The following is a 26,986-nucleotide window of genomic DNA, read 5'->3' as shown; positions in this document are numbered from 1 at the left end:
CTTAGAACAACTCGACCGTGCCGGCACCCATGCCTTGCTGCGCCACCGGCTTGTGCGGCGGGCGCTCCCATTCCACGCGCATATCGCGCAGGCGGGTGGACACCTTCTGCAGCGCGGCGACCAGATCGCTGTCGTACACGCCGCCATTGCGATGCAGCAGTTCCTGCAGCGCCACCGCTTCACGGTTGATCGCGGTGAGGCGATCGAGGTGGGTGTGGATGCCGCTCAGCGTCTGCGTGGCGATGTCCTCGAACTGCAGGGCACGCACCGCTTCGGCCACGCTACCGTCGATGGAGCGAGCGCACTCGGAAATTTCGCGCATGCCATCGCCCAACGAGGCGTTGATCTGAGCGACATTCTCCAGCATCGCCGCCGATTCATGGCGGGCTTCGCGGGAACGATCCATGTGGCGCGAGGCCAGCTGCGAGACCGTTTCACGCACCTTGGCGATCGATTCCTTGGAGCTGTGCGCCAGCTTGCGGATCTGTTCGTTGAAGGTGGTGGAACGCTCGGACAGATTGCGCACCTCGTCGGCGACCACTGCGAAGCCACGACCGGCTTCACCGGCACGTGCTGCTTCGATGGCGGCGTTCAAGGCCAGCAGGTTGGTCTGGTCGGCGATCGACTTGACGTCTTCCAGCAGCGCGAAGATGCCATCCAGGTGCTGCGCCATCTCATCGATGTGATGCACCGTGTTGGTACTTTGTCCGCTCACCTGTTCCAGCGCTTCCACCAACTGCTCCATGCGGGAGCTGGCGTGCTGGGCGAAGCGAGCGACGTCGACGCCGGCGCTGCCATCGTCACCGGCACGGTCGACGATGCGTGCCAGTGCCTGGCTTTGCTGACGCGACTTGCGGTTCATCGCTTCGAAGCTGCCACCAAGACCGGACACGGCCTGACGGATCAGTTCGCGGGCACGCTCGACTTCCGAGCGCGAACCGTCGACTTCGTTGCTGACGAACGTACGCAGTTCGTTGAGCAGTTGGTCCTGCTCGCGCAGGATGCGGGTCTGGTCCGGATTACGCCGGAACTGGGAGTAGGTCACCCAGGCAGCGAAACCGAGCCAGCTGAGCGTCATGGTCGCCAGGATCGCCCAGCGCACCGAAGCGGGCCAGTCGAATCCGACAGCGAAGGGAAACAGCAAGGTCAGGGCCAAAGGGGCGGCCAGACGGATAAGTGGACGTGAATACATGGGCGTTCTCGGCAGAGTCACGGTTGCTGTATCGGCCGTACCCCCTTTGTCTTTAGCGACGATCGCCACATCGTCTCGCCCGTTCAAGCTTTGTTGACACGCGCCAGCGACCGCCAGCGCGTGTAGCACACCGGGATCGTCAGTGGTTTAGCGCAGCGCGCGGTCCACCGCCTCGATCATTGCGCGCTTGGCAAACAGGAAATCCCACAGGCTGCCACCCATCTGCCGCCACAACACGGCCGAGCGGACCGCGGCCAGCAGCAGTGCGCGGATTTCCGCAACCACGCCGGCCTGGCCCAGGTAATGCGGATTGCCCTGTACCATGACCTTGGGGCGCAGGTGGCTGATGGTCTGCGCATACAGCCCGCCCAGCGAACTCAGCACGTCAGGGTGGCCGCTGTCGCCCAGGCTGTGTGCCTGCCGCGCCGCTGCCTCGATGCCATTGGAGACCGTGGCGACGGTGGCGGTGTCGCGCACGAAGCGGCGCTCCAGCTGCAGCACTGCCAGCGCCAGCCGCGGCAGGACCTCGTCCTGGCCCTGGTTGTGGAAATAGTTGTGCAACAGCCGCAGGCCCGGCGCCAGGTCCGCTGGCGAGCCGTACACAGCCTCCGGCGAGGACGCATCCACCCGGAACACGCTGTCCATGGCGGTACGCACCGTCGCAGCCTCCGAATGCCCGGTTTCGGCGATCCGCCGCACCTGTTGCAGGGCCTGGGCGACGCCGGCAAGCGCCAGCACGCGGTGATCCATGGAAGAACTCATCAAGCCACTACCTCAGGTGAAAAAGAAGATCCTGCCAGTTGGCGTTCCAGCGGCGCATCGGTAGCGGCGATGACTGCGCCGCCCAGGCATTCCTCGCCGTCGTACAGCACCAGCGACTGCCCGGGCGTCACCGCCCGCTGCGGCCGCTCGAAACGCACCTGCACGCTGCCATCGTCCTGCACCTCCACCGTGCACGGCTCGTCGGGCTGCCGGTAACGCGTCTGTGCGGTGCAGCCGAAGCCGCGCGCCGGCGGCGCCCCGGTGACCCAATGGGCCTGCTCGGACTGCAGCCAGCGCGATTGCAGCAGCGGGCTGTCGCGGTCCTGGTCCACATACAGCACGTTGCTCGCCACATCCTTGCCGACCACGTACCACGGCGCGGCGGCACGCCCACGCACGCCACCGATGTTCAGGCCTTCGCGCTGACCCAGGGTGAAATAGAACACCCCCGGATGCTCGGCGATGCGCTGCCCCTGCGGGTCGCGGATCTCGCCGCTGCGCGCGGGCAGGTAACGGCCCAGAAACTCGCGGAAATCGCGTTCGCCGATGAAGCAGATGCCGGTGGAATCCTTCTTGGCATGGGTCGGCAGACCTGCGTCCTGGGCGACCCGGCGCAGCGTGCTTTTTTCCATATCGCCGATCGGAAACAGCGTCGCGGCCAGTTGCGTCTGTCCCAGCTGATGCAGGAAATAGCTCTGGTCCTTGCTGCGGTCGGCGCCGCGCAGCAGGCGCCAGCGCCCGCCGCTGTGCGCCACTCGCGCATAGTGGCCGGTGGCGATGCGCTCGGCGCCCAGCGCCTGGGCAGCATCCAGAAAATGCTTGAACTTGACCTCGCGGTTGCACAGCACGTCCGGATTCGGCGTGCGCCCGGCCGCGTATTCGGCCAGGAAGTGCTCGAACACGCCGCTCCAGTATTCGCCGGAAAAATCGCGGAAATGGAACGGGATGTCCAGCACCCCGCACACCGCCACCGCATCGCGGCGGTCGTCCTCGGCGCGGCAATCGCCGCTGCCGTCGTCGGCCCAGTTCTGCATGAACAGCCCGGCGATCGACTCGCCCTGCTGGGCCAGCCGCCAGGCCGCCACCGACGAATCCACACCGCCGGAGACACCGACAACGATCCGCGGCGTACTCATGCGACGTGCCGCACCAAGGCCAAGGGATGGCGCTGGCCGGCCAGATAGTCGGCCACCACCTCCCACACCAGCGGGCTGCGCAGGCGCTCGGTCGCGCTGCGCAATTCGTCCGGCGTCATCCACAACGCACGCACCACGCCGGTATCCAGGCTGCGCTCGGGATGGTGGGTCACGGCCTCGGCCACAAACGCGAACCGCAGGAAGCACTGGCCAGTCGGGGCGACCCACTGATAGGTGCCGATGAAGTGGGTCAGGCGGACATCCCAGCCGGTCTCTTCCAGCGTCTCGCGCACCGCCGCATCGAGCAGGCTCTCGTCTGGTTCCAGGTGCCCGGCAGGCTGGTTCAACAACAGCTTGCCGCCGATGGTCTCTTCCACCTGCAGGAAGCGCCCATCGCGCACCACCACGGTGGCCACGGTGACATCCGGATGCCAGCGTTGGTCGGAAGCGCTCATCGCTGCGGGTCCTGCGTGATCGGGGCCGCGCTCGCGCTAGCGGCGAACCGTACGGTTTGAAGCCGGGTTAAGCGGCGCTGCGACCCGGCAAGGTGCACGGAGCTGGACAAGTCGGCAGTGAACGACGGCGCCAGCAACCGCGCGGTCAGGGAATCGGTCATCAAGGGCCAGCCATGGAATCGGAGACAAATTGTGCGGGGCGCGGCGTAAATCGTCCAATGCGTGCGGCGATGAACCGTATAATGCCCGGATGCCTCGTAAGACCTCACACGAACACGATCACGGCCTCACCGTCGAAGCCAGCAAGCCTGAAGTGGCGCCACCGCCGCGTTATCAGGTGCTTTTGCTGAACGACGACTACACCCCGATGGACTTCGTGGTGACGGTGCTGCAGCAGTTTTTCAATCTCGATCTGGAGCGGGCCACCCAGGTCATGCTGCATGTCCACACCCGTGGACGCGGCGTCTGCGGGGTCTACAGCCGCGAAGTTGCCGAGTCCAAGGTGGCGCAGGTCAATGAATTTTCGCGCATGAACCAGCACCCGCTGCTGTGCACGATGGAACAGACCTGAGGCGTCAATCCGATCATTCCAGCAGCGCAACACTGTGGCTGCAATCACATGCTAACGCCGTCTGAACATGCCTATCCGATAGGGTTGTGGTAAATCCCAACAAAAGCCGCATATTGTTGGCAACAGCCGTTCGGAGTTACCAATGTTCAGCAAAGACCTAGAGCAAACCATCGGCCAGTGCTACAAGCGAGCACGCGAGGCGCGTCATGAGTTCATGACCGTCGAGCACCTGCTGCTCTCGCTGCTGGACAACCCGTCCGCCCAGGCCGTCCTCAAGGCCTGCGGTGCCGACCAGGTGCGTTTGCACAACGATCTGGAGCAGGCGATCGAGGCCTCGGTCTCGCGCCTGGCCGAAGACGATGGCCGCGACACCCAGCCCACCCTGGGCTTCCAGCGTGTGCTGCAGCGTGCGGTCTATCACGTGCAATCCTCGGGCAAGAAGGAAGTCACCGGCGCCAACGTGCTGGTCGCGATCTTCGGCGAGAAGGATTCGCACGCGGTGTACTTCCTGAACCAGCAGGACATCACCCGTCTGGATATCGTCAACTACCTCTCCCATGGCATCGCCAAGCTGGGTGAAGACGGCGAGCAGCCGTCCGCCTCCGATGGCGAGCCCAAGAGCGAGGGCGGGGAGGGCGAGGCCAAAGGCGATGCGCTGGCCGAGTTCGCCACCAATCTCAACGAGCAGGCCCGCAACGGCAAGATTGACCCGTTGGTCGGCCGTGGCGACGAAATCGAGCGCACCATCCAGGTGCTGTGCCGCCGCCGCAAGAACAATCCGCTGTACGTAGGCGAGGCCGGCGTGGGCAAGACCGCGATCGCCGAAGGTCTGGCCAAGCGCATCGTCGACAACGACGTGCCGGAGGTACTGGCCGATGCAGTGATCTTCTCGCTGGACCTGGGCGCGCTGGTGGCCGGCACCAAGTACCGCGGCGACTTCGAAAAGCGCCTCAAGGGCGTGCTGGCGGCGCTGAAGAAGGTGCCCAACGCGGTGCTGTTCATCGACGAGATCCATACCATCATCGGTGCCGGATCGGCGTCGGGTGGCACCATGGATGCGTCCAATCTGATCAAGCCGGCGCTGTCGTCGGGCGAGCTGCGCTGCATCGGCTCGACCACGTTCCAGGAATACCGCGGCATCTTTGAAAAGGACCGTGCACTGGCACGTCGCTTCCAGAAGATCGACATCGTCGAGCCGACCGTGGGCGAGACCTTCGAAATCCTGCAGGGCCTCAAGCCCAAGTACGAGGCGCATCACGGCGTGACCTATGCCGATGACGCGCTACAGGCGGCCGTAGACCTGTCGGTCAAGCACATCGGTGACCGCCTGCTGCCGGACAAGGCGATCGATGTGATCGACGAGGCCGGTGCGCGTCAGCGTCTGCTGCCGGAAGGCAAGCGCAAGGAACTGATCGATATCGAGGAGATCGAGACCATCGTCGCCAAAATGGCGCGGATTCCGGCCAAGCAGGTCAGCGCGACCGACAAGGATGTGCTGCAGCATCTGGAGCGCAACCTGAAGATGGTGATCTTCGGGCAGAACCCGGCAATCGAGACGCTGGCCGGTTCGATCAAGCTGGCGCGCTCGGGCCTGGCCAATCCGGAAAAGCCGATCGGCAACTTCCTGTTCGCCGGCCCCACCGGCGTCGGCAAGACCGAGGTCACCAAGCAGCTTGCGTTGCAGCTGGGGATCGAACTGGTGCGCTTCGACATGTCCGAGTACATGGAAGCGCATTCGATCAGCCGTCTGATCGGTGCGCCTCCGGGTTATGTGGGCTTCGATCAGGGCGGTCTGTTGACCGAGAAAATCGTCAAAACGCCGCACTGCGTGCTGCTGCTGGATGAGGTGGAGAAGGCGCATCCGGACATCTTCAACATCCTGTTGCAGGTCATGGATCGCGGCATCCTCACCGACACCAACGGGCGTGAGGCGAACTTCAAGAACGTGATCCTGGTGATGACGACCAATGCCGGTGCCACCCAGGCGTCGCGGCGGTCGATCGGCTTTACCAAGCAGGATCACTCCACCGATGCGATGGAGTCGATCCGCCGCGGGTTCACGCCCGAGTTCCGCAACCGCCTGGATGCGATCGTGCAGTTCCAGCCGCTGGGCTTCGACCACATCCTGCGGGTGGTGGACAAGTTCATCATCGAGCTGGAAATGCTGTTGCAAGAAAAGCACGTCTCGCTGTCCGCCACCCCGACTGCGCGCGACTGGCTGGCCCAGCACGGCTTCGATCCATTGATGGGCGCGCGCCCGATGTCGCGCGTGATCCAGGAGAAGATCAAGCGCCCACTGGCCGACGAACTGTTGTTCGGCAAGCTGGTGGAAGGCGGCCGGGTCAATATCGACGTCAAGGATGGCGAGCTGGTGGTGGAAGCGCACCCGGAACCGGAGCGTCTGCTGCCGGCAACGGTCGACTGATCGCCTTGCGGTCCTGAAACGAAAAAACCGCTCGAAAGAGCGGTTTTTTTATGCCTCAGAACTTGTGGCCCGAGGGGGCGTAGAAGCGGAGCGGCGATGGCGGCTCGCGAGGAGCAGCGATAGCGCGCTTCCGTACCTTTGGCGATGTAGCGATCAGGCGCAAGCGCTGGAGGTGGAGACAGGAGCAAGCCGACACCGCCCGATCACAGCTGCCACTTAGATGCGCAAATCTCGGCCACGACAAAAAGCGGCCAGTGGCCGCCTCACGTCTCACACCAGAACCGCTTACTTCATGCGGTAGGTAATACGACCCTTGGTCAGGTCGTAGGGAGTCATCTCAACTTTGACCCGGTCGCCGGTCAGGATGCGGATGTAGTTCTTGCGCATACGGCCGGAGATATGGGCGATGATTTCATGCCCGTTTTCCAGCTTGACCCGGAACGTGGTGTTGGGGAGCGTCTCGCTGACGCTGCCTTCGAATTCAATGGAGTCGTCTTTCGACATGTAATCCTGTGCAATCACGGCTGGCCCGGGAGGGCCGTAAGGGACAGCATTTTACGCTCCATCTCCCCCCGGTGCAAATTTTATGTTAAGCGGACTTCAGCGAGCGCGCTGGCAGGCCGCTCGGCGTAGCGCTCGGACCAGTTGCCGGGCAGCGCAGGTTGGGTGACCTGTCGCCGCACCTGCTGCAGGAACTGCGCGCGTGGCAGGCGCTGCGCGCCCAGCCGCATCAGATGGGGGTTTTCCACCTGCGCATCGATCAGCGGCCATCCGCAGCCATGCAGATACTCAGCGAGCGCTGCCAGCGCCACCTTCGAGCCGCCGCTTTCGGCACTGAACATGCTTTCGCCGAAAAACATCTGGCCGATCGCCACACCGTAGATGCCGCCAACCAAGCGCGCACCATCGAACACTTCCAGCGAGTGCGCGTGGCCCAGGCGGTGCAGTTCGATGTAGGCCTGCTGCATCGGCGTGGTAATCCAGGTGCCGTGCTGGCCTGCGCGCGGTAGCGATGCGCAGGCGTCGATCACCTGCGCAAAGGCAGTGTCGGCACGCACGGTCCAGGTGCTGCTGCGTAGCTCGCGCCGAAAGCGCGAGGACAGATGCACGGCATCGGTGCGAAAGACCGTGCGCGGATCCGGGCTCCACCACAGGATCGGCTGGTCGTCGGAGAACCACGGGAATACGCCGTGCGCATACGCATTGAGCAACCGCTGCGGCGACAGATCGCCACCGATGGCGAGCAGGCCGTCCGGCTCGCGCAACGCGGACTCGGCCGGCGGAAACGGTGCGGCCGGATCGGCCGCCAGCAGGTAGGGAAGGGCGCGGGACATGCGCGCAGTGTAGAGCGTGTCGTACATGCTGCACCCAGGGCGAAGACCATGCCGGCACGCAACGGTTCGCGGGTGTGGTCGACATGCTCTGCGGAATGTACCCAAACGCACCGCGATGCTGGGCGCGCAAGTCGTGCTCGCCAGACGGTTGGTCGCTGGATGGATTTGGCCGCCTTGTTCAGACGTCCGCAAGCTGCCCGGCCGGCGATCAGCTACGCCTGTGCCCTGCGCCGCCGCCGCCGGGGTCAGTCACGAAACGGGCTGTGCTCGGACAGCTCGCGTGCATGCCGGGCCACCGCCTGGCGCTCGTCGGCACACCATTGCGCCAGCGGCTCGCGGAAGCCGGGGTCGGCGATCCAGTGGCGGCTGCGGACCAGTGTCGGCAGAAAGCCGCGCGCGATCTTGTGCTCGCCTTGCGCGCCGGGCTCGAAGCGGGCCAGGCCCTCGCGCAGGCAGTATTCGATGCCCTGGTAGTAGCAGGTTTCAAAATGCAGCCCCGGAAGGGCTTCACCGCCCCAGTAACGCCCGTACAGCGTGTCACGCCCGCGCAGACACAGCGCGCCGGCGATCGGTTTCCCGTCCAGCTCGGCCAGAAACATCACCAGCTGGCGCGGCAGGTGCCGGGCCAGGTGATGCAGGAATTCCGGCGTCAGCGCGGGCGAGTTGCCGTATTCGTTGAAGGTCTTGAGATAGAAGCCGTACATCGCTTCCAGGTCGGCGTCGCTGGCTTCATCGCCATGCACCACGCGCAACTGCACGCCGGCCCGCTGCACCTTGGCGCGCTCCTGGCGGATGTTCTTGCGCCGCTTGTGATCCATCGCCGCCAGGAAGCTTTCGAAATCGCTCCAGCCGCTGGCGTTGTGCCAGTGGTACTGCAGATCGTTGCGCTCCAGCCAGTCGGCGTCGAAGGCGGTGTCTTCGTCGGCCGGGTGGAAGTTGACGTGCGCCGACGACAGCCCGCTGCGCTCCACCAGCGTGCGCATCGCCGCGAGCAACTGCGGGCGCCAGCGCGGTGCGCCCAGCAGGCGCGGTCCGGTCACCGGCGAGTAGGGCACCCCGCACAGCCACTTGGGGAAGTACTCCTGCCCGTAGCGCGCGTAGGCGTTCGCCCAGGCGTGGTCGAACACGAACTCGCCATGCGAGTTGTTCTTCAGGTATCCCGGTGCGGCGGCGACCAGCGTGTCGCCGTCCCATAGCGTCAGGTGCAGCGGGTTCCAGCCCCAGTCCGGTCGCAGGCAGCCCTCCTGCTCCAGGCCTTCCAGGAACGCATAAGAAATGAATGGGTGCGCGCCGTCGTGCAGCGTGTCCCAGGCACCGGCCGGAAGCTCGTCCAGCCGGCGGCACCAGCGGGCCGTGACGCTCATGCGCACGGTCCGCTGGTTTCGGCGCTGCCCGCACGGCGCGGCCGGCGGTCAGCAGCCACCTCAGGCGCTCTTGTCGAGGTAGCGCTCGGCATCCAGCGCGGCCATGCAGCCGAAGCCGGCCGAGGTGATCGCCTGGCGGTAGTGCTGGTCGGCGACGTCGCCGGCGGCGAACACACCGGCCACCGAGGTCTCGGTCGCCGCGCCGTTGAGGCCGGAGCGGATTTCCAGGTAACCGTTGTTCATCGCCAGCTGGCCGTCGAACAGTTGCGTGTTGGGATGATGGCCGATGGCAACGAAGAAGCCGTGCGCGACGATCTCGCGGGTGCTGCCGTCGAGGGTGGACTTGACCCGCACGCCGGTGACGCCGGCATCGTTGCCCAGCACTTCATCGATGGCGTGGTGCCAGACGGTTTCGATCTTGCCGGCGGCGACCTTGGCGAACAGCTTGTCCTGCATGATCTTTTCGGCGCGCAGCGTATCGCGGCGGTGCACCAGGTAGACCTTGCGGGCGATGTTGGACAGGTACAGCGCTTCTTCGACTGCGGTATTGCCGCCGCCGACCACCACCACGTCCTGGTCCTTGTAGAAGAAGCCGTCGCAGGTGGCGCAGGCGGACACGCCGCGGCCCTTGAAGGCTTCCTCGCTGGGGATGCCCAGGTACTTGGCGGTGGCACCGGTGGAGATGATCAGTGCGTCGCAGGTGTATTCGGCACCGTCGCCGGTCAGCCGGAACGGGCGCTGCGACAGGTCGGCGGTGTGGATGTGGTCGAAGATCACCTCGGTCTCGAAGCGCTCGGCATGCGCCTGCATGCGGCTCATCAGGTCCGGGCCCATCAGGCCGTGGGGGTCGCCCGGCCAGTTGTCGACTTCGGTGGTGGTCATCAGCTGCCCGCCTTGCTGCAGGCCGGTAATCACCACAGGCTTGAGGTTGGCGCGGGCGGCGTAGACCGCGGCGGTCCAGCCGGCCGGGCCGGAGCCCAGGATCAACAGGCGGGAATGCTTGGCGGGACTGGCAGAAGAGGCGCTCATGTATACTCGCGATCTAGGAATTGGCAGGGCAGACGGGTGAATTCGCGTCCCTGTGGCGGCATAGAGTGGCGGTCCCCACCCGGTGAATCAAGGCGGCGCGATGGAACTGCTTGAACCGCAGATGGCATGGTCCACCCAGTACGCGTAATCGACGCCGCCCCGTGCGGCGTTTTTTGTTGACCATCGCATGCCCGGGCAGGCGATGCGCATGCAACAGCTGAAACCGTGGCCTCAGTCGTTTATTATCAACCACTAACAGCATTTTTCTAAGGTCTGGCTACAGGTGGCAAAGCAGGTTCCCGAACGCAGCAAGCCCGCTGAGGGCAAGACGTCCTCGCGCAAGACAGCGGCGGCGGACAATCCGCGTCGGCAAAAGCTCTGGCGCGATCTGGCATTGATCGCGGTGGCGCCGCTGCTGCTGTATCTGCTGGCCAGCCTATTCACCTATTCGAGCGCCGATCCGGGCTGGTCGCAGACCGGCAGCGTGGTCGCGCCGGTGCACAACATGGGCGGCCGCGTCGGCGCCTGGACGGCCGACGTGCTGCTGCAGCTGTTCGGTTATGTGGCCTTCCTGCTGCCGGTGGTACTGGGCGCGGTGGCCTGGATCGCCTTGTTCGGCATGGACAAGGAAGGACAGGCCGAGGCCGATCTGGGGCCGGCGTTGCGGTTGGTCGGCATGGTGGGTTTCCTGATCGCTTCGACCGGCTTCCTGCATCTGCGCCTGTTCAACGGCGACGTGGCCGCCGCTGGCGGGATCCTGGGGCGGTTGGTCAGCAATTCGCTGAGCGCCGGGTTCGGCGCCTTGGGCGCCAACCTGTTCGTGCTGGTGCTGCTGCTGGTGTCGATCACCCTGGCCACCGGCCTGTCGTGGTTTGCGGTGATGGAGCGCATCGGCACCTGGGTGCTGGCGCTGGGGCCGCTGATGCAGCGCAAGACCCATCAGGCCACCGAGTGGCAGCAGACCCGCGTGATGCGCGAAGAGCGCGAGGAAGTGCGCAAGGTCGATGCGGTCAAGCAGGCCAAGCGCGAGCCGGTCAGGATCGAGCCGCCGCCGGCACCGGTGGTGGAGAAGAGCGAGCGCGCCAAGCGCGATACCCAGATCCCGATGTTCCAGGGCGTGAGCACCGACGGCTCCGACCTGCCGCCGCTGGCCTTGCTGGACGACCCCAAGCCGCAGGCCAAGGGCTATTCGGAAGAGACGCTGGAGACGCTGTCGCGGCAGATCGAGTTCAAGCTCAAGGATTTCCGCATCGAGGCGCAGGTGGTCGGGGCCTATCCGGGTCCGGTGATCACCCGCTTCGAGATCGAGCCGGCACCGGGCATCAAGGTCAGCCAGATCAGCTCGCTGGACAAGGACATCGCGCGCGGGCTGTCGGTCAAGTCAGTGCGCGTGGTCGACGTGATCCCGGGCAAGTCGGTGATCGGCCTGGAGATCCCCAACGTCAGCCGCGAGATGATCTTCCTGTCCGAGCTGCTGCGCTCCAAGGAATACGACAAGTCGGCCAGCCCGCTGACCCTGGCCCTGGGCAAGGACATCGCCGGGCGCCCGACGGTGGCCGACCTGGCGCGCATGCCGCACTTGCTGGTGGCCGGCACAACCGGCTCGGGCAAGTCGGTGGCGGTCAACGCGATGGTGCTGAGCCTGCTGTTCAAGGCCTCGCACAAGGAACTGCGCATGCTGATGATCGACCCGAAGATGCTCGAACTGAGCGTCTATCAGGGCATCCCGCATCTGCTGGCGCCGGTGGTCACCGACATGAAGGAGGCCGCCAACGGCCTGCGTTGGTGCGTGGCCGAGATGGAGCGCCGCTACAAGCTGATGAGCGCGGTGGGCGTGCGCAACCTGGCCGGCTTCAACAAGAAGATCAAGGACGCCATCGACGCCGGCCAGCCGATGATGGACCCGTTGTTCAAGCCCAACCCCGAGCTGGGCGAGGCGCCGCGTCCGCTGGAAACGCTGCCGTTCATCGTGATCTTCATCGACGAATTCGCCGACATGATGATGATCGTCGGCAAGAAGGTCGAAGAGCTGATCGCGCGCCTGGCGCAAAAGGCGCGCGCGGCCGGTATCCATCTGATCCTGGCCACGCAGCGGCCGTCGGTGGACGTGATCACCGGCCTGATCAAGGCCAATATCCCGACCCGCGTGGCGTTCCAGGTCAGTTCCAAGATCGACTCGCGCACCATCCTGGATCAGTCCGGCGCCGAAGCGCTGCTGGGCAATGGCGACATGCTGTATCTGCCGCCAGGCACCGCGCTGCCGGACCGCGTGCATGGCGCCTTCGTCAGCGACGAGGAAGTGCATCGGGTGGTCGAGCATCTCAAAGCCAGCGGGCCGGTGTCCTACGTCGAGGGCGTGCTGGACGAAGTGCAGACCATGGGCGATGGCACCGTGGTCGGTGCGACCGGCTTGCCGGAAAGCAGCGGTGGCGGTGGCGACGAGTCCGACCCCTTGTACGACGAGGCCTTGCGCATCGTCACCGAAACCCGGCGCGCCTCGATCTCCGGCGTGCAGCGGCGCTTGAAGATCGGCTACAACCGCGCCGCGCGCCTGATCGAAGCGATGGAAGCGGCCGGTGTGGTCAGCCAGCCCGAGCACAATGGCGACCGCACCGTGCTGGCGCCGCCGCCGCCCAAGTAATCGGCGGCCGGCAACGCGGCGCGTATCGACTTGGCCGTGGCGCCGCGTTCCGGGCTTGTTCGGATTGCGGATGCGTAGACGCGTGGATGCGGCGATGTTGGAGGCCGGTGCCTGACGCTGCGGCGCACACCGGCTACCCTGTCGCACGAGGGCCGCTCCGGCCCGCCGCGATCGAGACCCATGCTGCGTCGTTCCGTGTTGCTGTTGCTGCTGCTGATCTCATTGCCGTTGCTGGCCCAGGCCCAGCAACAGGCCGCGCCTGCCGCTGCCGCGGCGCGCACGCAGGCCGACACCAACTACAGCTTCGTGCGCTATCGCGCCGACTACGAAGTGCGTGCCGATGCCAGCAGCGTGGAAACCGACGAGTACGAGATCCTGCTCAAGACCAAATCGGCAGTGGAGCAGTTCAGCCAGGTGCGGCTGAGCTACAGCGAGAAGATGGAAACCCTGGAGGTGCTGCAGGCCTACACCGTCACCGCCGAAGGGCTGCGCCAGGACGTGGCGTCCGACAAGATCTATACCCAGGAAAGCTATTCCAGCGCGGCGGCGGCGATGTATGCCGATCGCAAGGTCAAGGTGGTGGTGTTCCCGAATCTGGCGCCTGGCGCGCGCATCGTCTATCGCGTGCGGCGTGCGCAGAACACCCCGTACTTCCCCGGTTATTTCAGCCTGTGGGAGACCTTCAGCGTGTTCGCGCAATACGACGATGCGGTGGTCACGCTGGTGGCACCGAAGGCATTGCCGATGCATTTGTCGGTGCGCGGCTTGCAGGGCGGGACCAGGCCGGTGGTGCGTGGCGATCAGGCGCGCTGGGAGTGGCGCTATCAGCGCGCCACGCCGATGAAGAACCAGAACTGGAGCGCGGCGACCTGGGAGTTCAGCCCCACCTTGATGGCCAGCACCTTCGACAGCTGGTCGCAGATGGGCCTGGCCTATCACGTCAAGGGTGGCCGCGCCGCTGCGGTGACGCCGGCGATCCAGTCGCTGGCCGACGAGGTGACCCGCGGCATCGACGCGCCGCGTGCGCAGGCCGCTGCGCTGTACGCGTGGGTGGCGCGCAATATCCGCTACGTGGCGGTGTACCTGGGCAATGGCGGACTGGAGCCCAACAGCGCCGACAGCATCCTGGCCAACCACTATGGCGACTGCAAGGATCACACCGTGATCCTGGAAGCCTTGCTGGCGGCCAAGGGCATCGCCAGCACCCCGGTGCTGATCGGCGCCGAAGGCGGGCCGACGCTGCCGCCGATCCCGGTGCTCGGCCGCTTCAATCACGCCATCACCTATATCCCGGCGTTCGATCTGTATGTGGATTCGACCAACCCCTACGCGCGCTTCGGCCAGTTGCCGGCCGGCGACCTCGGGGCGCCGGTGGTGCATACGCTGGACGGCAAGGTCACGCATACCCCGCCCAACGACCGCAAGGTCAACCGCTACGTCGCGCGTACCGAGTACCGCTTTACCCCGCAGGGCGGGCTGCACGGCCTGACCACGCTCGACAGCGGACAGACCGGCGAGGTGGGGCTGCGTGCGATGTTCGTGCAGCTCAATGCGCAGAACCGCAATCGCATCGAGGAGTCGATCATTGCGCAGTCCGGCTTCGACGGCACCGGCGATCTGTTGATCCAGGGCGACCCGCTGGATCTGGATGCGCCGTTCAACTATCGCTACTCCTTCCAGGCCGAGGATGCGGTGGATTTTTCGGTGGTCGGCGGCATGACCTTGCCCGATATGCCCGGTGCCGAATCCACCCGTGGCATCTATACGACCACCTCGGCCGACGACAACCTGACCCCGTTCTACTGCAACGACAGCGTGCGCGAAGAGACTTATGTGGTGAGCTTCCCGGCGACGGTGCCGATCATTGCGATTCCGCGCAGCAGCCGCTTTCGCAATGCCGCTGGCGAGTACGCGGTCGAGTGGACGCGCCAGGGCCAGACGGTGACGGCGGTGCATCGCCTGCAACGCGCGGCAGTGCGTGGGCCGCAGGCGCTGTGTCAGCCGCAGGATTACCGCGCGTTTCGTGAGCTCTACCAGCAGGTGCGGCGCGGCTTTCGCGGGCAGATCGTGTATGGCGATCTGTCCAGGGTGCAGACGGCGCAGTGAGATGAATCGACTGGCGGCGGCCGCGATCTGAACGCCTTGTGCGATAGAGCTCGCCCATTCATCCATGAAGTATCAGAATTCCCGCATACCCTTTCTGGAACACCGCGATGCATCGCCAGCTCCGTTATGCCGTTCTCGCCACCGCCCTGTTCGCCGGCACCGCGTTTGCCGGTGCGCGTCAGGAGCTGGACACGTTCACGCGCGGCCTGAAAGGCCTGGACGGGCAGTTCAGCCAGCAGGTCTCCGATGCCAATGGCCGGGTCAAGGAACGCGCGAGCGGGCGGGTGGCATTGTCGGCGCCGCGCCAGTTCCGTTGGGAATACGCCAAGCCCTACAAGCAGCTGATCGTGGCCGACGGCAAGAAGGTCTGGGTGTTCGACCCGGATCTGGAGCAGGTGACCGTGCGTGCGCAGGGCAGCGAAGAACAGAACAGCCCACTGGTTGCATTGATCGACCCGGCGCGCCTGGACAAGCAATACGACGTCAGCGAAGAAGCGGCGCCACGTGACGGACTGCAGTGGCTGTCGCTGACGCCCAAGGTCGACACCGAAGCCAGTTTCCAGATGGCCTCGCTGGGGTTCGGCAAGGATGGCCTGGCCAGGATGGAAGTGGTGGATGCGGTCGGCCAGCGCACCGCGATCAGCTTCAGCGGCTGGAAGCGCAATCCGGCATTCGCTGCCGACACCTTCCGCTACACGCCGGGCAAGGGTGTGGACGTGGTCGGCGACGCGCAGTAGAGGCGTCTGCGGGGCGCACGGCGTAAAGGCATGGCGCAGCGAGCGGCGCAGCGTTCGTTGTGACCTGGCGGAGGCGCCCACAGAGGGGCGATGCCGGCAGCGCTACGGGACTGGCTCGTACGGGATCCATTGACCGACCGTCCGACTCGCCTCCGCCGCCTGGTTGGTCTGGCGTTTGATGAAGAAATCGATGCCACGCTCGCGCTGGCGCTTTCCCTTTTCGCGCAGGATCAGGATGGTCGGCTCCCAGATGCCTGGGTAGCTGATCAGGTCATCGAAGGCGCGATCGGCTTCCACTGCTTGCGCTTCGCATCCTGCGACCCGCAATAGCTGGGCCTGCGCGCGCAATGCGTCCAGGCGCGGTGCAGCCTCTGCCTGTAACACCCAGTCCACGATCATCGAGGCGAACTTGTTGTCTTGCATATGGAGGCGGACCCGGTCGACGAAGTCCTGCAATTGGCGCTCGGCCACCATGTAGACCCGCTGGTCGTCGACCTTGCCTTGCAGTTTAGAGGTTCCATAGTGCGTCCATAACTGCCAGTTGCGTTTCACTTCGCGTTCGAATGAGGCGAAGTTGAAGAATTCGAAGCCACGATCCGTACGCACAGGGTCGATTTCGTTGTTGAACATCCACAAGGTGGAGAACGTATTGCTGCCGGCCAAATGCAGTTCTCTGCTATAGCCGAGATCGAGCGTGGCCATGGACAGCCGCGCCACCTGCGTGGGCGGCGCATTGCCAATGCTTGGGCGCGTCCACTGCTGAGCGACGACACTGGCCGATGCGCGGCCTGCGATCTCTACCCTGGATTGCGCGCTCGAATCCTTCAGCACCATCGTCATGTAGCCTTCGATCGGCGTCTGCGAACGGGAGGTTTCCCGCCGCGCTTTTAAGCCGAGCGAAGCCCCCAGGGTGGCCCGACGCGGTTTGCCATCCATGTTTCCCACGCGTACGCCCGCAGCGACGCTGATGCTGGACTCGGTGGCCGAAGCGTTGCGCTCGGCATGGCCGATCAAACCAACGGTGATGCTGGGGTGATGCGCCAGCAGCTCCCCCAGAAAGTCGCGCTCGGTCAGCTGGCCTGCATCGCCGCCGGATTGCTCGGCGAGCTGCAGCAGATGTTCAAACATGGCCAGGAATTGCGCGCGCTGCTCCAGCTCCTGGCCCTTGCCCCGCCGTGGTACGCGGATCTGCACGCCATGCTCGATGCCCGATTCCTTTTTCATGCGCCACTCGGCTGCGCCCGTGATAACCACCGGTGCGCGTTCGGTGCCCGGCAGCAGCACGCCCGCGCTAATGCCCGTACTGGCGTTGAACTGCCGCGCCTTCTGCCGCCCGATCTGCAGCGACAGCCCGGTCCGCCCCATGTAAATCTCCACCGAGCGATCGGAACTGGCCTGACCGCCCGCGGAGAGTTTCAGTCCCAGGCCGCTGGAGATGATCGCAAGCGCAGCCGATAGCGGCGTCGTATTGAGTCCGATCACACGTTGTTCGGTAATACGCAGCTTGTCGCGCCATTCCAGCCGTTCCATCAGGTTGCGCAGGCATTCGAATAGCGCGCGGGGCGACCTGACGCGGGCCGTGTCGCCCTCATGCAGAAAGCGACTGGCTTGACCAACGGCCTGATGAAAGTGGTTGCGTGCGACCGACGCCAGTTCTTCATCCAAGGGCGCTGCACCGATCGGCATGTCGGTCGGCTGTCCGGCGTGGTCGAGCAGGCCGCGTTGGATCAGGCGCAGCGTTTCCGGCAGACGCATGCGGCCCGCGCGTAATGCAACCCAGGTCGACGCGATCGCCGGATGGCACGCCGCCGGCTGCAGATCGTCGCTCTCGCTCGCGGAGGCAGCCACCGAGCGCTGCAGCTCCTGGGCGCGCCGCTCGATCGTGCCCAGTACCTTGGCAGTGAAGGTCAGGTCGGTCGCGTTCTGCTCGTGTGGTAGCCAGTGCGCGTATTCCGACAGCGCCTGCATCGCCAGCTCGTCCTGCGACGGCATTCGCCCGCCCGCCAGCTGGATCTGGCGGCGCGCGACGAGCCAGCTGGTCAAGTGGCCGGCCGCCTCGCGAAAAGCATCGTTGGCACGCCGCACAGCGGTGGGAAGCGCTTCGGAGGCGCCGACCTTCATTCCCAGTGCGAGCGCGTTGAAGGGGTTGAGGTCGCTATTGCGCCGTCTTCTGCTGCCTGCTACCGCCCATTGCGCAAACATCTGCAGGCATGCGTTGACGCGCGCATAGGGTGAACCTGCCCGGGTGGTTTCGTAGCCATTGCGGAACGCATGAAATGCGCCGCGCTGGGCATCGGTTGCAGACTGCAGGCCCTGCAGCGGCGAAGCGCCGTGCACGGCATGGCGCGCTCCCATTTGCGCATCGCCCAGCCAGGTGCGTTCAGCCTGTTCTGCGTCCGGCGTCAGTGCAAGCCGGTGGCTGGCACGCAGATGGACCTGCGCCGCCTCCAGCCATTCCCTGGAGGCAGGCGTGGGTTCTTCGCGCAGCATGTGCGAAAGCACCTGCATGCCGCGCGGCACGCTGGCCAGCAGGCCGACGCAGGCGGTGACGGTATCCATCGGCGGGACCGCCTTGGCAGCGATGGAGACCTGCGGCGGCGGAATCAGCTCACGCATCTGCACGATGCTCAGGCGTTGCAGTGCGTTGGCCGCTGCCGTGGCATCGCCCCCGCTGGCGATCGATAAGGCCTGCAGGGCAATGCGCAACGCGTCGACCGGCTGCAGGGCGTCGGTCCCGAACGCAGCGCTGCGACCATGCAGGCCATCAGCCCAGTCGCGCAGAACCTGTCGACTCACGGGGTCGAGCGTTTCCTCGCGAAAGCCGGGAAGGATGTCTAGCAGTGCCTGGATGGTGTCGGCGACGATATCGGAAGCTGCGGGCCGGGCCTCATCTGCCGGCAGCTGCGCGGCTGCATGTTCCACTACGCGCTGCATGTCGCCGTCCGCTGCTTCCAGCACGGTGACAGTCTGTTCCTGCTGCCACAACTCCTCGGTGTTGATCCGCGACGAATGCCGCGCCTGCTCCAGTGTTGCGTCGACCTGAGCTAGGCGCTCCTGTAGGCGCCGCGTATTCCGCTGGCAGCGCTGGGCATGCGTGCGTTGCAGGGTCAGCATCTTCTCGTCGTACCCAAGTCGTGTGCGTAGTGCCTCGATTTCTCTGTCTTGCTCTGCAGCTAGTTCCGACGCAAGCGTGCGAGACGCCGGCCTGTTGGCAGAGCTGCTTGCTGGATCTGACCGCAACGCATCGCGCGCTTGTGCATACGCGCTCCGTAATTGATCGATCTCCGCATTAGTATCCGCAAGTGCTTGCTCTGCCTGTGCTGCCTGTGCCGAGCCGCGGCCGAAAAAGACCGTTTTGGCCAGCGCATCGCCGCGCGCGCGCGCATCCTGCACTGCGCGTTCGAGCCGAGTGCAGACGCGCTGCAGGTGTGAGGGATCCTCGCCCTGATGCGCGTTGGCCGCGGATGGCGCCGCGCGCGCCACGACAGCGCGCGATTGCCGAACGCCTGGTAACGCGTTCAATGCAGCGCGCGCGGAGACGATGTTCGACTCGAGATCGCGTATCGCGGCCGACACTGCATCAGTTCGCGCATTGCATCCATGCAGCTGCTGCAGCAGTTCGGCGCGTTCACGCGTCAGCACATTGATGCTGTCGCTGAGATTGGCAGCGCGCCGGGCTCTCAACGCCAACTGCTCGCGTGCAGCGTGTAGCGTTTGTGCGTGCGCGTACTTCAATTCGGCTTGGCGACGCCGGGAGATCCCTGCGGCCAGGTCGTGGTTGGATTGCTCAAGGCGTGCTATCAGCGCTCCATTGAGATCCTGGGTGGCATTCGACAGCAGCGGGGATGCGTGCGGATCAAGGACGACATTGGCGCTGCGATCCGATGGATCGGCGGGTCTGTCACGCTCGCACTGCAACGAGGAATAGCGCAGCAGGCGCGCGTGCGGTTCTGGCGCACCTCTGCTGAGGCCAAATCGCTCTGCGGCCTTCCTGCAGAGCCGCGGGAGAGCGTGTTTGCGTTTGGGAGCGGCTTTCAATCCGGGCTCGACGACGCTTGCCTGTCTGACTTGCTCACGCAGCGTCTCTGACCAACCCAGCGGATCTTCCTGTGCCTGGATCAGTTCCGCCTCGAACGCGCGTGGGTCGGGGGTCGCCAATTTGTTGTGCGTCTGCCGCTTCGCTGAAGGTTTGGATGGATGCGAGATGGTCTCGGCCATCCCTGAAAGGCAAGCGGCGATGACAGAGGGACGAAGCGGAATGCGGGGCATGGTGGGATCCGTACGCTGAACGTGCCGCTTGCGCTGGCGCAGCTGGCGGCCGGTGCGGGTTGCCGGCAAGCGATTGCATGCGGTCACTCGTTACTTAGTAACATTATTGTGCTGCGCGTTTTAGGCATTGCACCTGCGCGAAGTGGTCGCTTGGAAAGAGAACGCCAGCATTTCTGCCAGCCATGGCCGAACACCGCATTGTGGAACGTCCCGCCGACAGAGGCGGTAGAATGAAGTGGTGAGCAAAGCCAAACGTCCCGACTCGATCACGCCCGATCTGCTGCATGTTGATCGCAACACCATGGGGCCATTAGCAGAGCGGATGCGGCCGCGTACGCTTGACGAGATGGTGGGCCAGAAGCGCTTGCTGGCTCCTGACAGTGCCTTGCGGCGCGCGGTCGAATCCGGGCGCGTGCATTCGATGATCCTGTGGGGCCCGCCCGGCTGTGGCAAGACCACCCTGGCACTGCTGCTGGCGCATTACGCCGACGCCGAATTCAAGGCGATCTCGGCAGTGCTGTCGGGTTTGCCCGAGGTGCGCCAGGTGCTGGCCGAGGCTGCGCAGCGCTTCGCCGGCGGGCGCCGCACGGTGTTGTTCGTCGATGAGGTGCATCGCTTCAACAAGGCGCAGCAGGACGCGTTCCTGCCGCATATCGAGCGCGGCACGATCCTGTTCGTCGGTGCGACGACGGAAAATCCTTCGTTCGAACTGAATTCGGCATTGTTGTCGCGCTGCCGCGTGCACGTGCTGGAGGGCGTTTCGCCGCAGGATATCGTCGAGGCCTTGCAACGTGCGCTGCATGATCCAGAGCGCGGGCTGGGGCAGGAGAGCATCCAGGTCAGCGATGCCTCGCTGCTGGAAATTGCCGGCGCGGCCGACGGCGACGTGCGCCGCGCATTGACGCTGCTGGAGATCGCCGCGGAACTGGCAGGCGGCGAGGGTGGCCAGATCACCCCGCAGACGCTGCTGCAGGTGCTGGCCGACCGCACGCGTCGGTTCGACAAGAACGGCGAGCAGTTCTACGACCAGATTTCGGCGTTGCACAAATCGGTGCGCAGCTCCAACCCCGATGCCGCGCTGTACTGGCTCACGCGCATGCTCGACGGTGGTTGCGACCCGGCCTATCTGGCGCGGCGGCTGACCCGCATGGCGATCGAGGACATCGGTCTGGCCGATCCGCGCGCGCAGAGCATGGCGCTGGAAGCCTGGGACATCTACGAGCGCCTGGGCAGTCCGGAAGGCGAGCTGGCGTTCGCGCAACTGGTGCTGTATCTGGCCAGCACCGCCAAGTCCAATGCCGGCTATGCCGCCTTCAATCAGGCCAAGGCCGAGGTGCGCGCCACCGGCACGCAGGAGGTGCCGCTGCATCTGCGCAACGCGCCGACCAAGCTGATGAAGACGCTGGGCTACGGGCAGGACTATCAATACGACCACGATGCCGAAGGCGGGATCGCGCTGGACCAGACCGGCTTTCCGGATGCGATGGGCGAGCGGGTCTACTACAACCCGGTGCCGCGCGGGCTGGAGATCAAGCTCAAGGAAAAGCTCGACCGCCTGCGCGCCGCGCGCGAACAGGCGCGGGCTGACAAGGGCGGCAAGCCCACGGCATGATCGGCCGCACAGGAGATGGCATTGCTCCTTGAACCGCACGCACTCTGCGCGCTGATGATGCCTGCCCACCCCCGCCGGGGCGGCAGGCCTGTGCCCCGGCATCTATTCTCGCTCAGGAACCCGATGATGCCGACCATGCACGACACTTCGTTGAAAACCCCTTCGGCCGCCTGCCGAGTGCGCGCATGAGCGCGCCGGTGTGGTGGCAGCAGTTGCTGCTGGCGATGACCGGCGGTGCGCTGGGTTCCGGCCTGCGCTTTGCCATCGGTGCCTCGTTGCTGCAGCGCTTCGGTAACGGCTTTCCGTGGGGCACGCTGACGGTGAATCTGCTCGGCTCGTTCGTCGCCGGCGTGCTGCTGGTCTGGCTGGATGCGCGCGGGCCGGCGAGCTGGGCGCTGCGGGCCTTGCTGATCATCGGCGTGATCGGCGGGCTGACCACGTTCTCGTCGCTGATGATGGAATGCCTGGTGTTCGCGCGCAGCGAGCGCTCAGCGATGATCGGCGTGTATCTGGCCATCACGCTGGTAGCCGGGCTGGCGCTGGTGTTCGCCGGTGCGCGTACCGGTCAGTGGCTGGTGACGCGTTAGGCGCAGCTCTGCCGTGTAACCGCGGGAGTGAAGCCAAGGCCGGGATGCGGCGGCGTAGCGTGCGTAGCGCCATATCAGCTCTCGACATGCTGGCATGTTCGGGGTGTGATTGCCGGGGGCACCGCCATGCGGCGGTCAATCTGCACGTCAGGAGTCATGCTCAAACGCGACGTTGGGCCGGCGCGCCTACCGGGCGCGTAGATGGAGACACGGCATCGCTCGCAGTCGCTGACCGCCGACACTGGCGGATAACGAAGAAGGCGTGCCCGCGCACGCCGTCGTTGACTGGCAGCCTGATCAGCGTTGCGAGATCGGCCTGGCGGCCGATCTCGCAATCGGTGACTTACAACGCTTCGATGATGCCTGCCGCGCCCATGCCGGTGCCGATGCACATGGTGACCATGCCGTACTTCTGCTGACGGCGGCGCAGGCCGTGCACCAGGGTGGCGGCACGGATCGCACCGGTGGCGCCCAGCGGGTGGCCCAGGGCGATGGCGCCGCCAAGCGGGTTGACCTTGGACGGATCCAGTTCGCTGTCGCGGATCACCGCCAATGCCTGCGCGGCGAAGGCTTCGTTGAGCTCGATCCAGTCGAGCTGGTCCTTGGTCAGACCAGCCTGCTTGAGCGCCTTGGGAATCGCCGCGATCGGGCCGATACCCATCACTTCCGGGCGCACGCCGGCCACCGAGAAGCTGACAAAGCGCGCGAGCGGGGTGAGGCCGTAATCCTTGATCGCCTGCTCGGAGGCCAGCAGCACCGCACCGGCGCCGTCGCTCATCTGCGAGGAGTTGCCGGCGGTGACGCTGCCGCCGAACTGGCCGTTACGGAACACCGGGCGCAGTTTGGCAAGACCCTCGAGCGAGCTGTCCGGACGCGGGCCTTCGTCGGTGTCGACCAGCCGCTTGCGCAGCGCGATGACATTGCCGGCCAGGTCGGGCTGGTGCGACAGGATCTCGTACGGCGTGATCTCGTCGCGGAACTCGCCGGCGGCAATGGCGGCAATCGCCTTCTGATGCGAGGCCAGCGCGAACGCATCCTGATCCTCGCGCGAGACCTTCCATTCCTCGGCCACTTTCTCGGCGGTGATGCCCATGCCGTAGGCGATCGCCACATGGTCGTCGGCAAAGACATTCGGCGACATGGCGACCTTGTTGCCCATCATCGGCACCATCGACATCGACTCGGTACCGCCGGCAAGCATCAGGTCGGCATTGCCCAGGCGGATCTGGTCGGCGGCCATCGCCACGGCCTGGATGCCGGACGAACAGAAACGATTGATGGTCTGGCCGGCCACGGTGTTGGGCAGGCCGGCGAGCAGCACGCCGATGCGCGCCACGTTCATGCCTTGCTCGCCCTCGGGCATCGCGCAGCCGATGATGGCATCGTCGATCCGCGACAGATCGATGCCCGGCGCCTGCGCCACCACCGCACGCAGCACGTGCGCCAGCATGTCGTCGGGACGGGTATTGCGGAACACGCCCTTGGGCGCCTTGCCGACCGGCGTACGGGTGGCGGCGACGATGTAGGCTTCTTGAATCTGCTTGCTCATTTGGCTATCTCCGATGGCCGGGGATCGAGAATGGGGAATCGGGAATCGCAAGTGCGGATTCGCCTGAGTCCACCATCTTCATCACCCGGCAAAATAATGGGGAGAAGCGGGGAGTCGGTTGGGCTTTTACCCATTCCCGATTCCCCACTCCCGATTCTCAGTTCCTCAACGGCTTACCCGTCTTGAGCATGTGCCCAATCCGCGCCTGGGTCTTTTCTTGCTGGGCCAGTTCGACGAAGTGCTTGCGCTCCAGCTTGAGCAGCCATTCTTCGTCGACCAGCGCGCCGCGATCGACTTCGCCGCCGCACATGACCGTGGCGATGCGGGTGGCGATCTCATAGTCGTATTCGCTGACGAAGCGGCCTTCCAGCATGTTGACCAGCAGCATCTTGAAGGTGGCGATGCCGACGTCGCCGGCGACCTGGATGCGGCGTGCCGGCAGCGGGGCGCGGTAGCCGCCTTCGGCCAGTGCGCGCGCTTCGGCCTTGGCGATGTGCAGCGCCTCGAAGCTGTTGAACACGACCTTGTCGGTGGCACGCAGCAGGCCCAGCTCCTGGGCATTGACCGCAGAGTTGGAGACCTTGGCCATCGCGATGGTTTCGAAGGTCTTCTTCAGCTCGGCGAACACATCGCCGCCCGGACCCGCGGCCTGCGAAGCGCGCACGGCGATTTCCTTCAGACCGCCACCGGCCGGCAGCAGGCCGACGCCGGCTTCGACCAGGCCGATGTAGCTTTCCAGCGAGGCCACGGTCTTGGCGCTGTGCATCTGGAACTCGCAACCGCCGCCCAGCGCGAGCCCGCGCACGGCCGAAATCACTGGCACCTGCGCGTACTTGATGCGCTGGCTGGTGGCCTGGAAGTTGGCGACCAGCGCTTCGAACGCATCGACCTTGCCGGCCTGCAGCAGACCCAACGCGCCGGCCAGATCCGCACCAGCGGAGAAGGGCTCCTTCTGCTGCCAGATCACCAGCCCGGCGAAGTCCTTCTCGGCGCGACCGACGACTTCCTGCAGACCGTTGAGCACGTGATCGGAGACGGTGTTCATCTTGGTCTTGAAACTGACCACCGCGATGTCGTCGCCGTCGTGCCACATGCGCACGCCGTCGTTTTCGAACACTGTCTCGCCCGGCGAGAACTGCTCGCCCAGCAGCGGATCGGGGAAGCGCTGGCGCTTGTACACCGGCAATGCCGAGCGCGGCAGCTTGGCATCGCGCGCCGGGCTGTACGAGCCCTCGGCCGCATGTACGCCATCGCGGCCGTCGAACACCCAGTTCGGCAACGGCGCGCTGCTCATGCTCTTGCCGTTGGAGATATCTTCGGCAATCCACTGCGCCACCTGCTTCCAGCCGGCGGCCTGCCAGGTCTCGAACGGGCCCAGCGACCAGCCGTAGCCCCAGCGGATCGCCAGATCCACGTCGCGCGCGGTCTCGGCGATATCGGCCAGGTGGTAGGCGCTGTAGTGGAACAGGTCGCGGAACGTGGCCCACAGGAACTGCGCCTGCGGATGCTGGCTTTCGCGCAGCCGGGCGAACTTTTCGGCCGGATTCTTGATCTTGAGGATCTCGACCACCTCTGGCGCAGCGCTGCGATCGGCCTGACGGTAATCCTGTTTCTCCAGGTCCAGCACCACGATGTCCTTGCCGACCTTGCGGAAGATGCCGGCACCCACCTTCTGGCCGAGCGCGCCCTTGCCGATCAGCGCATCCAGCCACTTGGGCGACTTGAAGTACTGGTGCCACGGATCGTCAGGCAGGGTGTCGCCCATGGTCTTGATCACGTGCGCCATGGTGTCCAGGCCGACCACGTCCGAGGTGCGGTAGGTCGCCGACTTCGGGCGCCCGACCAGCGGGCCGGTCAGCGCATCGACTTCGTCGAAGCCCAGCCCGAACTCGGCGGTGTGGTGGATGGTGGACAGGATCGAGAACACGCCGATGCGGTTGCCGATGAAGTTCGGGGTGTCCTTCGCATACACCACGCCCTTGCCCAGCGTGGTGACCAGGAAACTTTCCAGTCCTTCCAGCACGGCCTTGTCGGTGCCCTTGGCGGGAATCAGTTCGGCCAGGTGCATGTAGCGCGGCGGATTGAAGAAATGCACGCCGCAGAAGCGGTGACGCAACTGCTCGGGCAGTACGTCGGAGAGCTTGTTGATGCCCAGGCCCGAGGTATTAGAGGCCAGCACGGCGTGATCGGCCACGAACGGGGCGATCTTCTTGTACAGGTCCTGCTTCCAGTCCATGCGCTCGGCGATCGCTTCGATGATCAGGTCGCAATCGCGCAGCTGCTCCAGACCGCTTTCATAGTTGGCCGGCGTGATCGCCTCGGCCAGGGCCTTGCTGGCGAGCGGGGCAGGGCTGAGCTTGCCGAGGTTTGCGATGGCCTTGAGCACGATGCCGTCGGCAGGACCTTCCTTGGCAGGCAGGTCGAACAGCACGGTGTCGACACCGGCGTTGGTGAGGTGCGCGGCGATCTGCGCGCCCATGACGCCGGCACCGAGCACGGCAGCACGACGGACTAGCAACGGATTGGACATAGCGATGAGCCTTTGGTGTGAGCGACTACGGTGTGGGATGGGTACGGAAACCGGGTTCCGCAAAACGAATCAGTTCGCGCGCGGCGCGCGCGCGGTGGTCGGCCTCGCTGACCCCGGCCGGGCGCTTGATCAATCCGAAATCGGCCATCGCATAGGTGAGCGCGCCGGCGAGGAAATCCAGGCGCCAGTACAGCTCCTCCTTGCTCAGGCCCGGCACGCAGGCGGCGATGGCCTTGCCGAACTCGCGCAGCACATGCCCGTAGTGGTCGGACAGGAACTTGCGCAGGTTGTCGTTCTTTTCGGCGTAGGCGCGTGCAATCACCCGCACGAACGCGCCGCCGCTCTGGCGGTCCTGCGCCATTGCCAGCGCCGGCTCGACGAAGGCCGCCAGCACCGCGGTGAGTTCGCCGGGCTGCGACCGCCTGGCGGCTTCCAGTTGCTGCAGGCGCGCGGCGGTCATCTCGTCCATGCGGCGACGGAATACCTCGTTGACCAGGTTTTCCTTGGAGCCGAAGTGGTAGTTGACGGCCGCGATATTGACGTCGGCCTGGGTGGTCAGCTGGCGCAGCGAGGTCCCGGCGAAGCCATGCTGGGCGAACAGCTCCTCGGCCGCGCCGAGGATGCGGTCTTTGGTGGAGAAGTGGGCAGGCTTGGGCATGCGCGGGGTGGAACTCAATCAAACGATTG

The 26,986-nt window shown here is 65.3% G+C and carries 19 protein-coding genes and 1 riboswitch; of the genes, 7 read left to right on the top strand and 12 right to left on the bottom strand.

All coding sequences use genetic code 11. The features are described 5' to 3' along the window. Position 1: 1 nt before the first annotated feature. The 4 genes from XARJCFBP2528_RS17470 to XARJCFBP2528_RS17455 are packed head-to-tail and all read right to left on the bottom strand — an operon-like array spanning position 2 to position 3,545. Positions 2–1,279 carry a methyl-accepting chemotaxis protein gene (locus tag XARJCFBP2528_RS17470; protein WP_026064154.1) on the bottom strand — a complete coding sequence of 426 codons (1,278 nt, stop codon included), beginning with the start codon at positions 1,277–1,279 and terminating at the stop codon, positions 2–4. Positions 1,280–1,339: 60 nt separating this feature from the next. Beyond that, positions 1,340–1,954 (bottom strand): high frequency lysogenization protein HflD, encoded by a 615-nt coding sequence (gene hflD / locus XARJCFBP2528_RS17465; RefSeq protein ID WP_024940108.1) that lies wholly within the window; start codon positions 1,952–1,954, stop codon positions 1,340–1,342. Then, positions 1,954–3,090, bottom strand: a complete 1,137-nt coding sequence (gene mnmA / locus XARJCFBP2528_RS17460) for a tRNA 2-thiouridine(34) synthase MnmA (RefSeq protein ID WP_016901743.1) — start codon at positions 3,088–3,090, stop codon at positions 1,954–1,956. Before mnmA ends, hflD begins: the two co-directional genes overlap by 1 nt. Continuing rightward, entirely contained in the window at positions 3,087–3,545 is a 459-nt protein-coding gene (locus XARJCFBP2528_RS17455) for an NUDIX hydrolase (protein WP_016901745.1), read from the bottom strand. Before XARJCFBP2528_RS17455 ends, mnmA begins: the two co-directional genes overlap by 4 nt. A 250-nt stretch (positions 3,546–3,795) precedes the next feature. Between XARJCFBP2528_RS17455 and clpS the strand changes: the two genes are divergently transcribed. Both clpS and clpA read left to right on the top strand, forming a co-directional pair. Further along, positions 3,796–4,116 carry an ATP-dependent Clp protease adapter ClpS gene (gene clpS / locus XARJCFBP2528_RS17450; protein ID WP_016901748.1) on the top strand — a complete coding sequence of 107 codons (321 nt, stop codon included), beginning with the start codon at positions 3,796–3,798 and terminating at the stop codon, positions 4,114–4,116. Between the two features lie 142 nt (positions 4,117–4,258). Further along, on the top strand, positions 4,259–6,541 hold the full coding sequence (gene clpA, locus XARJCFBP2528_RS17445) for an ATP-dependent Clp protease ATP-binding subunit ClpA (protein ID WP_016901749.1): 2,283 nt from the start codon (positions 4,259–4,261) through the stop codon (positions 6,539–6,541). 285 nt (positions 6,542–6,826) lie between these two features. On the opposite strand, the gene infA is transcribed toward clpA, so the two are convergent. The 4 genes from infA to trxB form a co-directional block, all read right to left on the bottom strand. Then, complete coding sequence (infA, locus tag XARJCFBP2528_RS17440; RefSeq protein WP_002813418.1) at positions 6,827–7,045, bottom strand: translation initiation factor IF-1; 219 nt, start codon at positions 7,043–7,045, stop codon at positions 6,827–6,829. An 80-nt stretch (positions 7,046–7,125) separates the two neighbouring features. After that, positions 7,126–7,875: a leucyl/phenylalanyl-tRNA--protein transferase gene (aat, locus tag XARJCFBP2528_RS17435; protein WP_026064155.1), complete on the bottom strand. Its 750-nt coding sequence runs from the start codon at positions 7,873–7,875 to the stop codon at positions 7,126–7,128. Positions 7,876–8,120: 245 nt separating this feature from the next. Further along, positions 8,121–9,239 carry a GNAT family N-acetyltransferase gene (locus XARJCFBP2528_RS17430; RefSeq protein ID WP_016901753.1) on the bottom strand — a complete coding sequence of 373 codons (1,119 nt, stop codon included), beginning with the start codon at positions 9,237–9,239 and terminating at the stop codon, positions 8,121–8,123. A gap of 60 nt (positions 9,240–9,299) precedes the next feature. Further along, on the bottom strand, positions 9,300–10,268 hold the full coding sequence (gene trxB / locus XARJCFBP2528_RS17425) for a thioredoxin-disulfide reductase (protein WP_016901755.1): 969 nt from the start codon (positions 10,266–10,268) through the stop codon (positions 9,300–9,302). Positions 10,269–10,551: 283 nt separating this feature from the next. On the opposite strand from trxB, the gene XARJCFBP2528_RS17420 reads away from it, so the two are divergent. The 3 genes from XARJCFBP2528_RS17420 to lolA all read left to right on the top strand — a co-directional run bounded on the left by XARJCFBP2528_RS17420 (position 10,552) and on the right by lolA (position 15,752). Further along, the gene (locus XARJCFBP2528_RS17420) at positions 10,552–12,909 is read left to right on the top strand and encodes a DNA translocase FtsK (protein WP_016901756.1); all 2,358 of its coding nucleotides are present in this window, start codon (positions 10,552–10,554) and stop codon (positions 12,907–12,909) included. A gap of 180 nt (positions 12,910–13,089) precedes the next feature. Beyond that, positions 13,090–15,015 carry a DUF3857 domain-containing transglutaminase family protein gene (locus tag XARJCFBP2528_RS17415; protein ID WP_047124954.1) on the top strand — a complete coding sequence of 642 codons (1,926 nt, stop codon included), beginning with the start codon at positions 13,090–13,092 and terminating at the stop codon, positions 15,013–15,015. A gap of 107 nt (positions 15,016–15,122) precedes the next feature. Further along, on the top strand, positions 15,123–15,752 hold the full coding sequence (gene lolA / locus XARJCFBP2528_RS17410; RefSeq protein WP_016901760.1) for an outer membrane lipoprotein periplasmic chaperone LolA: 630 nt from the start codon (positions 15,123–15,125) through the stop codon (positions 15,750–15,752). Positions 15,753–15,854: 102 nt separating this feature from the next. Here the strand turns inward: lolA and xopZ are convergent, their stop codons facing one another. Next, positions 15,855–20,021: a XopZ family type III secretion system effector gene (gene xopZ / locus XARJCFBP2528_RS17405; protein WP_087962267.1), complete on the bottom strand. Its 4,167-nt coding sequence runs from the start codon at positions 20,019–20,021 to the stop codon at positions 15,855–15,857. A 238-nt stretch (positions 20,022–20,259) separates the two neighbouring features. On the opposite strand from xopZ, the gene XARJCFBP2528_RS17400 reads away from it, so the two are divergent. Continuing rightward, positions 20,260–21,633, top strand: coding sequence for a replication-associated recombination protein A (locus XARJCFBP2528_RS17400; RefSeq protein WP_026064158.1), 1,374 nt, complete (start codon positions 20,260–20,262; stop codon positions 21,631–21,633). A gap of 2 nt (positions 21,634–21,635) precedes the next feature. Further along, positions 21,636–21,704, top strand: a riboswitch (Fluoride riboswitch). A 114-nt stretch (positions 21,705–21,818) separates the two neighbouring features. Next, positions 21,819–22,220 carry a fluoride efflux transporter CrcB gene (gene crcB, locus XARJCFBP2528_RS17395; RefSeq protein ID WP_016901770.1) on the top strand — a complete coding sequence of 134 codons (402 nt, stop codon included), beginning with the start codon at positions 21,819–21,821 and terminating at the stop codon, positions 22,218–22,220. A gap of 343 nt (positions 22,221–22,563) precedes the next feature. On the opposite strand, the gene XARJCFBP2528_RS17390 is transcribed toward crcB, so the two are convergent. The 3 genes from XARJCFBP2528_RS17390 to XARJCFBP2528_RS17380 form a co-directional block, all read right to left on the bottom strand. Beyond that, a complete protein-coding gene (locus XARJCFBP2528_RS17390) occupies positions 22,564–23,769 on the bottom strand; it encodes an acetyl-CoA C-acyltransferase (protein ID WP_016901771.1) in 1,206 nt (401 codons plus the stop codon). 157 nt (positions 23,770–23,926) lie between these two features. Next, positions 23,927–26,299, bottom strand: a complete 2,373-nt coding sequence (locus XARJCFBP2528_RS17385; protein ID WP_047124953.1) for a 3-hydroxyacyl-CoA dehydrogenase/enoyl-CoA hydratase family protein — start codon at positions 26,297–26,299, stop codon at positions 23,927–23,929. A gap of 25 nt (positions 26,300–26,324) precedes the next feature. Next, positions 26,325–26,957 carry a TetR/AcrR family transcriptional regulator gene (locus XARJCFBP2528_RS17380; protein WP_016904428.1) on the bottom strand — a complete coding sequence of 211 codons (633 nt, stop codon included), beginning with the start codon at positions 26,955–26,957 and terminating at the stop codon, positions 26,325–26,327. Positions 26,958–26,986 lie beyond the last annotated feature (29 nt).

This window comes from Xanthomonas arboricola pv. juglandis, assembly GCF_001013475.1.
In the GTDB taxonomy this organism is placed as follows: domain Bacteria; phylum Pseudomonadota; class Gammaproteobacteria; order Xanthomonadales; family Xanthomonadaceae; genus Xanthomonas; species Xanthomonas arboricola.
The sequence above is the reverse complement of the archived record's forward strand: the minus strand, read 5'-3'. Positions and strand labels throughout refer to the sequence as shown.

What these genes read in the sequence shown, in the direction of transcription:
- mnmA (WP_016901743.1), bottom strand. Translation starts at nt 3,090, where the DNA reads ATGAGTACGCCGCGGATCGTTGTCGGTGTCTCCGGCGGTGTGGATTCG.
- trxB (WP_016901755.1), bottom strand. Translation starts at nt 10,268, where the DNA reads ATGAGCGCCTCTTCTGCCAGTCCCGCCAAGCATTCCCGCCTGTTGATC.
- aat (WP_026064155.1), bottom strand. Translation starts at nt 7,875, where the DNA reads ATGTCCCGCGCCCTTCCCTACCTGCTGGCGGCCGATCCGGCCGCACCG.
- clpS (WP_016901748.1), top strand. Translation starts at nt 3,796, where the DNA reads ATGCCTCGTAAGACCTCACACGAACACGATCACGGCCTCACCGTCGAA.
- crcB (WP_016901770.1), top strand. Translation starts at nt 21,819, where the DNA reads ATGAGCGCGCCGGTGTGGTGGCAGCAGTTGCTGCTGGCGATGACCGGC.
- XARJCFBP2528_RS17380 (WP_016904428.1), bottom strand. Translation starts at nt 26,957, where the DNA reads ATGCCCAAGCCTGCCCACTTCTCCACCAAAGACCGCATCCTCGGCGCG.
- XARJCFBP2528_RS17430 (WP_016901753.1), bottom strand. Translation starts at nt 9,239, where the DNA reads ATGAGCGTCACGGCCCGCTGGTGCCGCCGGCTGGACGAGCTTCCGGCC.
- lolA (WP_016901760.1), top strand. Translation starts at nt 15,123, where the DNA reads ATGCATCGCCAGCTCCGTTATGCCGTTCTCGCCACCGCCCTGTTCGCC.
- XARJCFBP2528_RS17455 (WP_016901745.1), bottom strand. Translation starts at nt 3,545, where the DNA reads ATGAGCGCTTCCGACCAACGCTGGCATCCGGATGTCACCGTGGCCACC.
- hflD (WP_024940108.1), bottom strand. Translation starts at nt 1,954, where the DNA reads ATGAGTTCTTCCATGGATCACCGCGTGCTGGCGCTTGCCGGCGTCGCC.
- XARJCFBP2528_RS17415 (WP_047124954.1), top strand. Translation starts at nt 13,090, where the DNA reads ATGCTGCGTCGTTCCGTGTTGCTGTTGCTGCTGCTGATCTCATTGCCG.
- XARJCFBP2528_RS17385 (WP_047124953.1), bottom strand. Translation starts at nt 26,299, where the DNA reads ATGTCCAATCCGTTGCTAGTCCGTCGTGCTGCCGTGCTCGGTGCCGGC.
- xopZ (WP_087962267.1), bottom strand. Translation starts at nt 20,021, where the DNA reads ATGCCCCGCATTCCGCTTCGTCCCTCTGTCATCGCCGCTTGCCTTTCA.
- infA (WP_002813418.1), bottom strand. Translation starts at nt 7,045, where the DNA reads ATGTCGAAAGACGACTCCATTGAATTCGAAGGCAGCGTCAGCGAGACG.
- XARJCFBP2528_RS17390 (WP_016901771.1), bottom strand. Translation starts at nt 23,769, where the DNA reads ATGAGCAAGCAGATTCAAGAAGCCTACATCGTCGCCGCCACCCGTACG.
- clpA (WP_016901749.1), top strand. Translation starts at nt 4,259, where the DNA reads ATGTTCAGCAAAGACCTAGAGCAAACCATCGGCCAGTGCTACAAGCGA.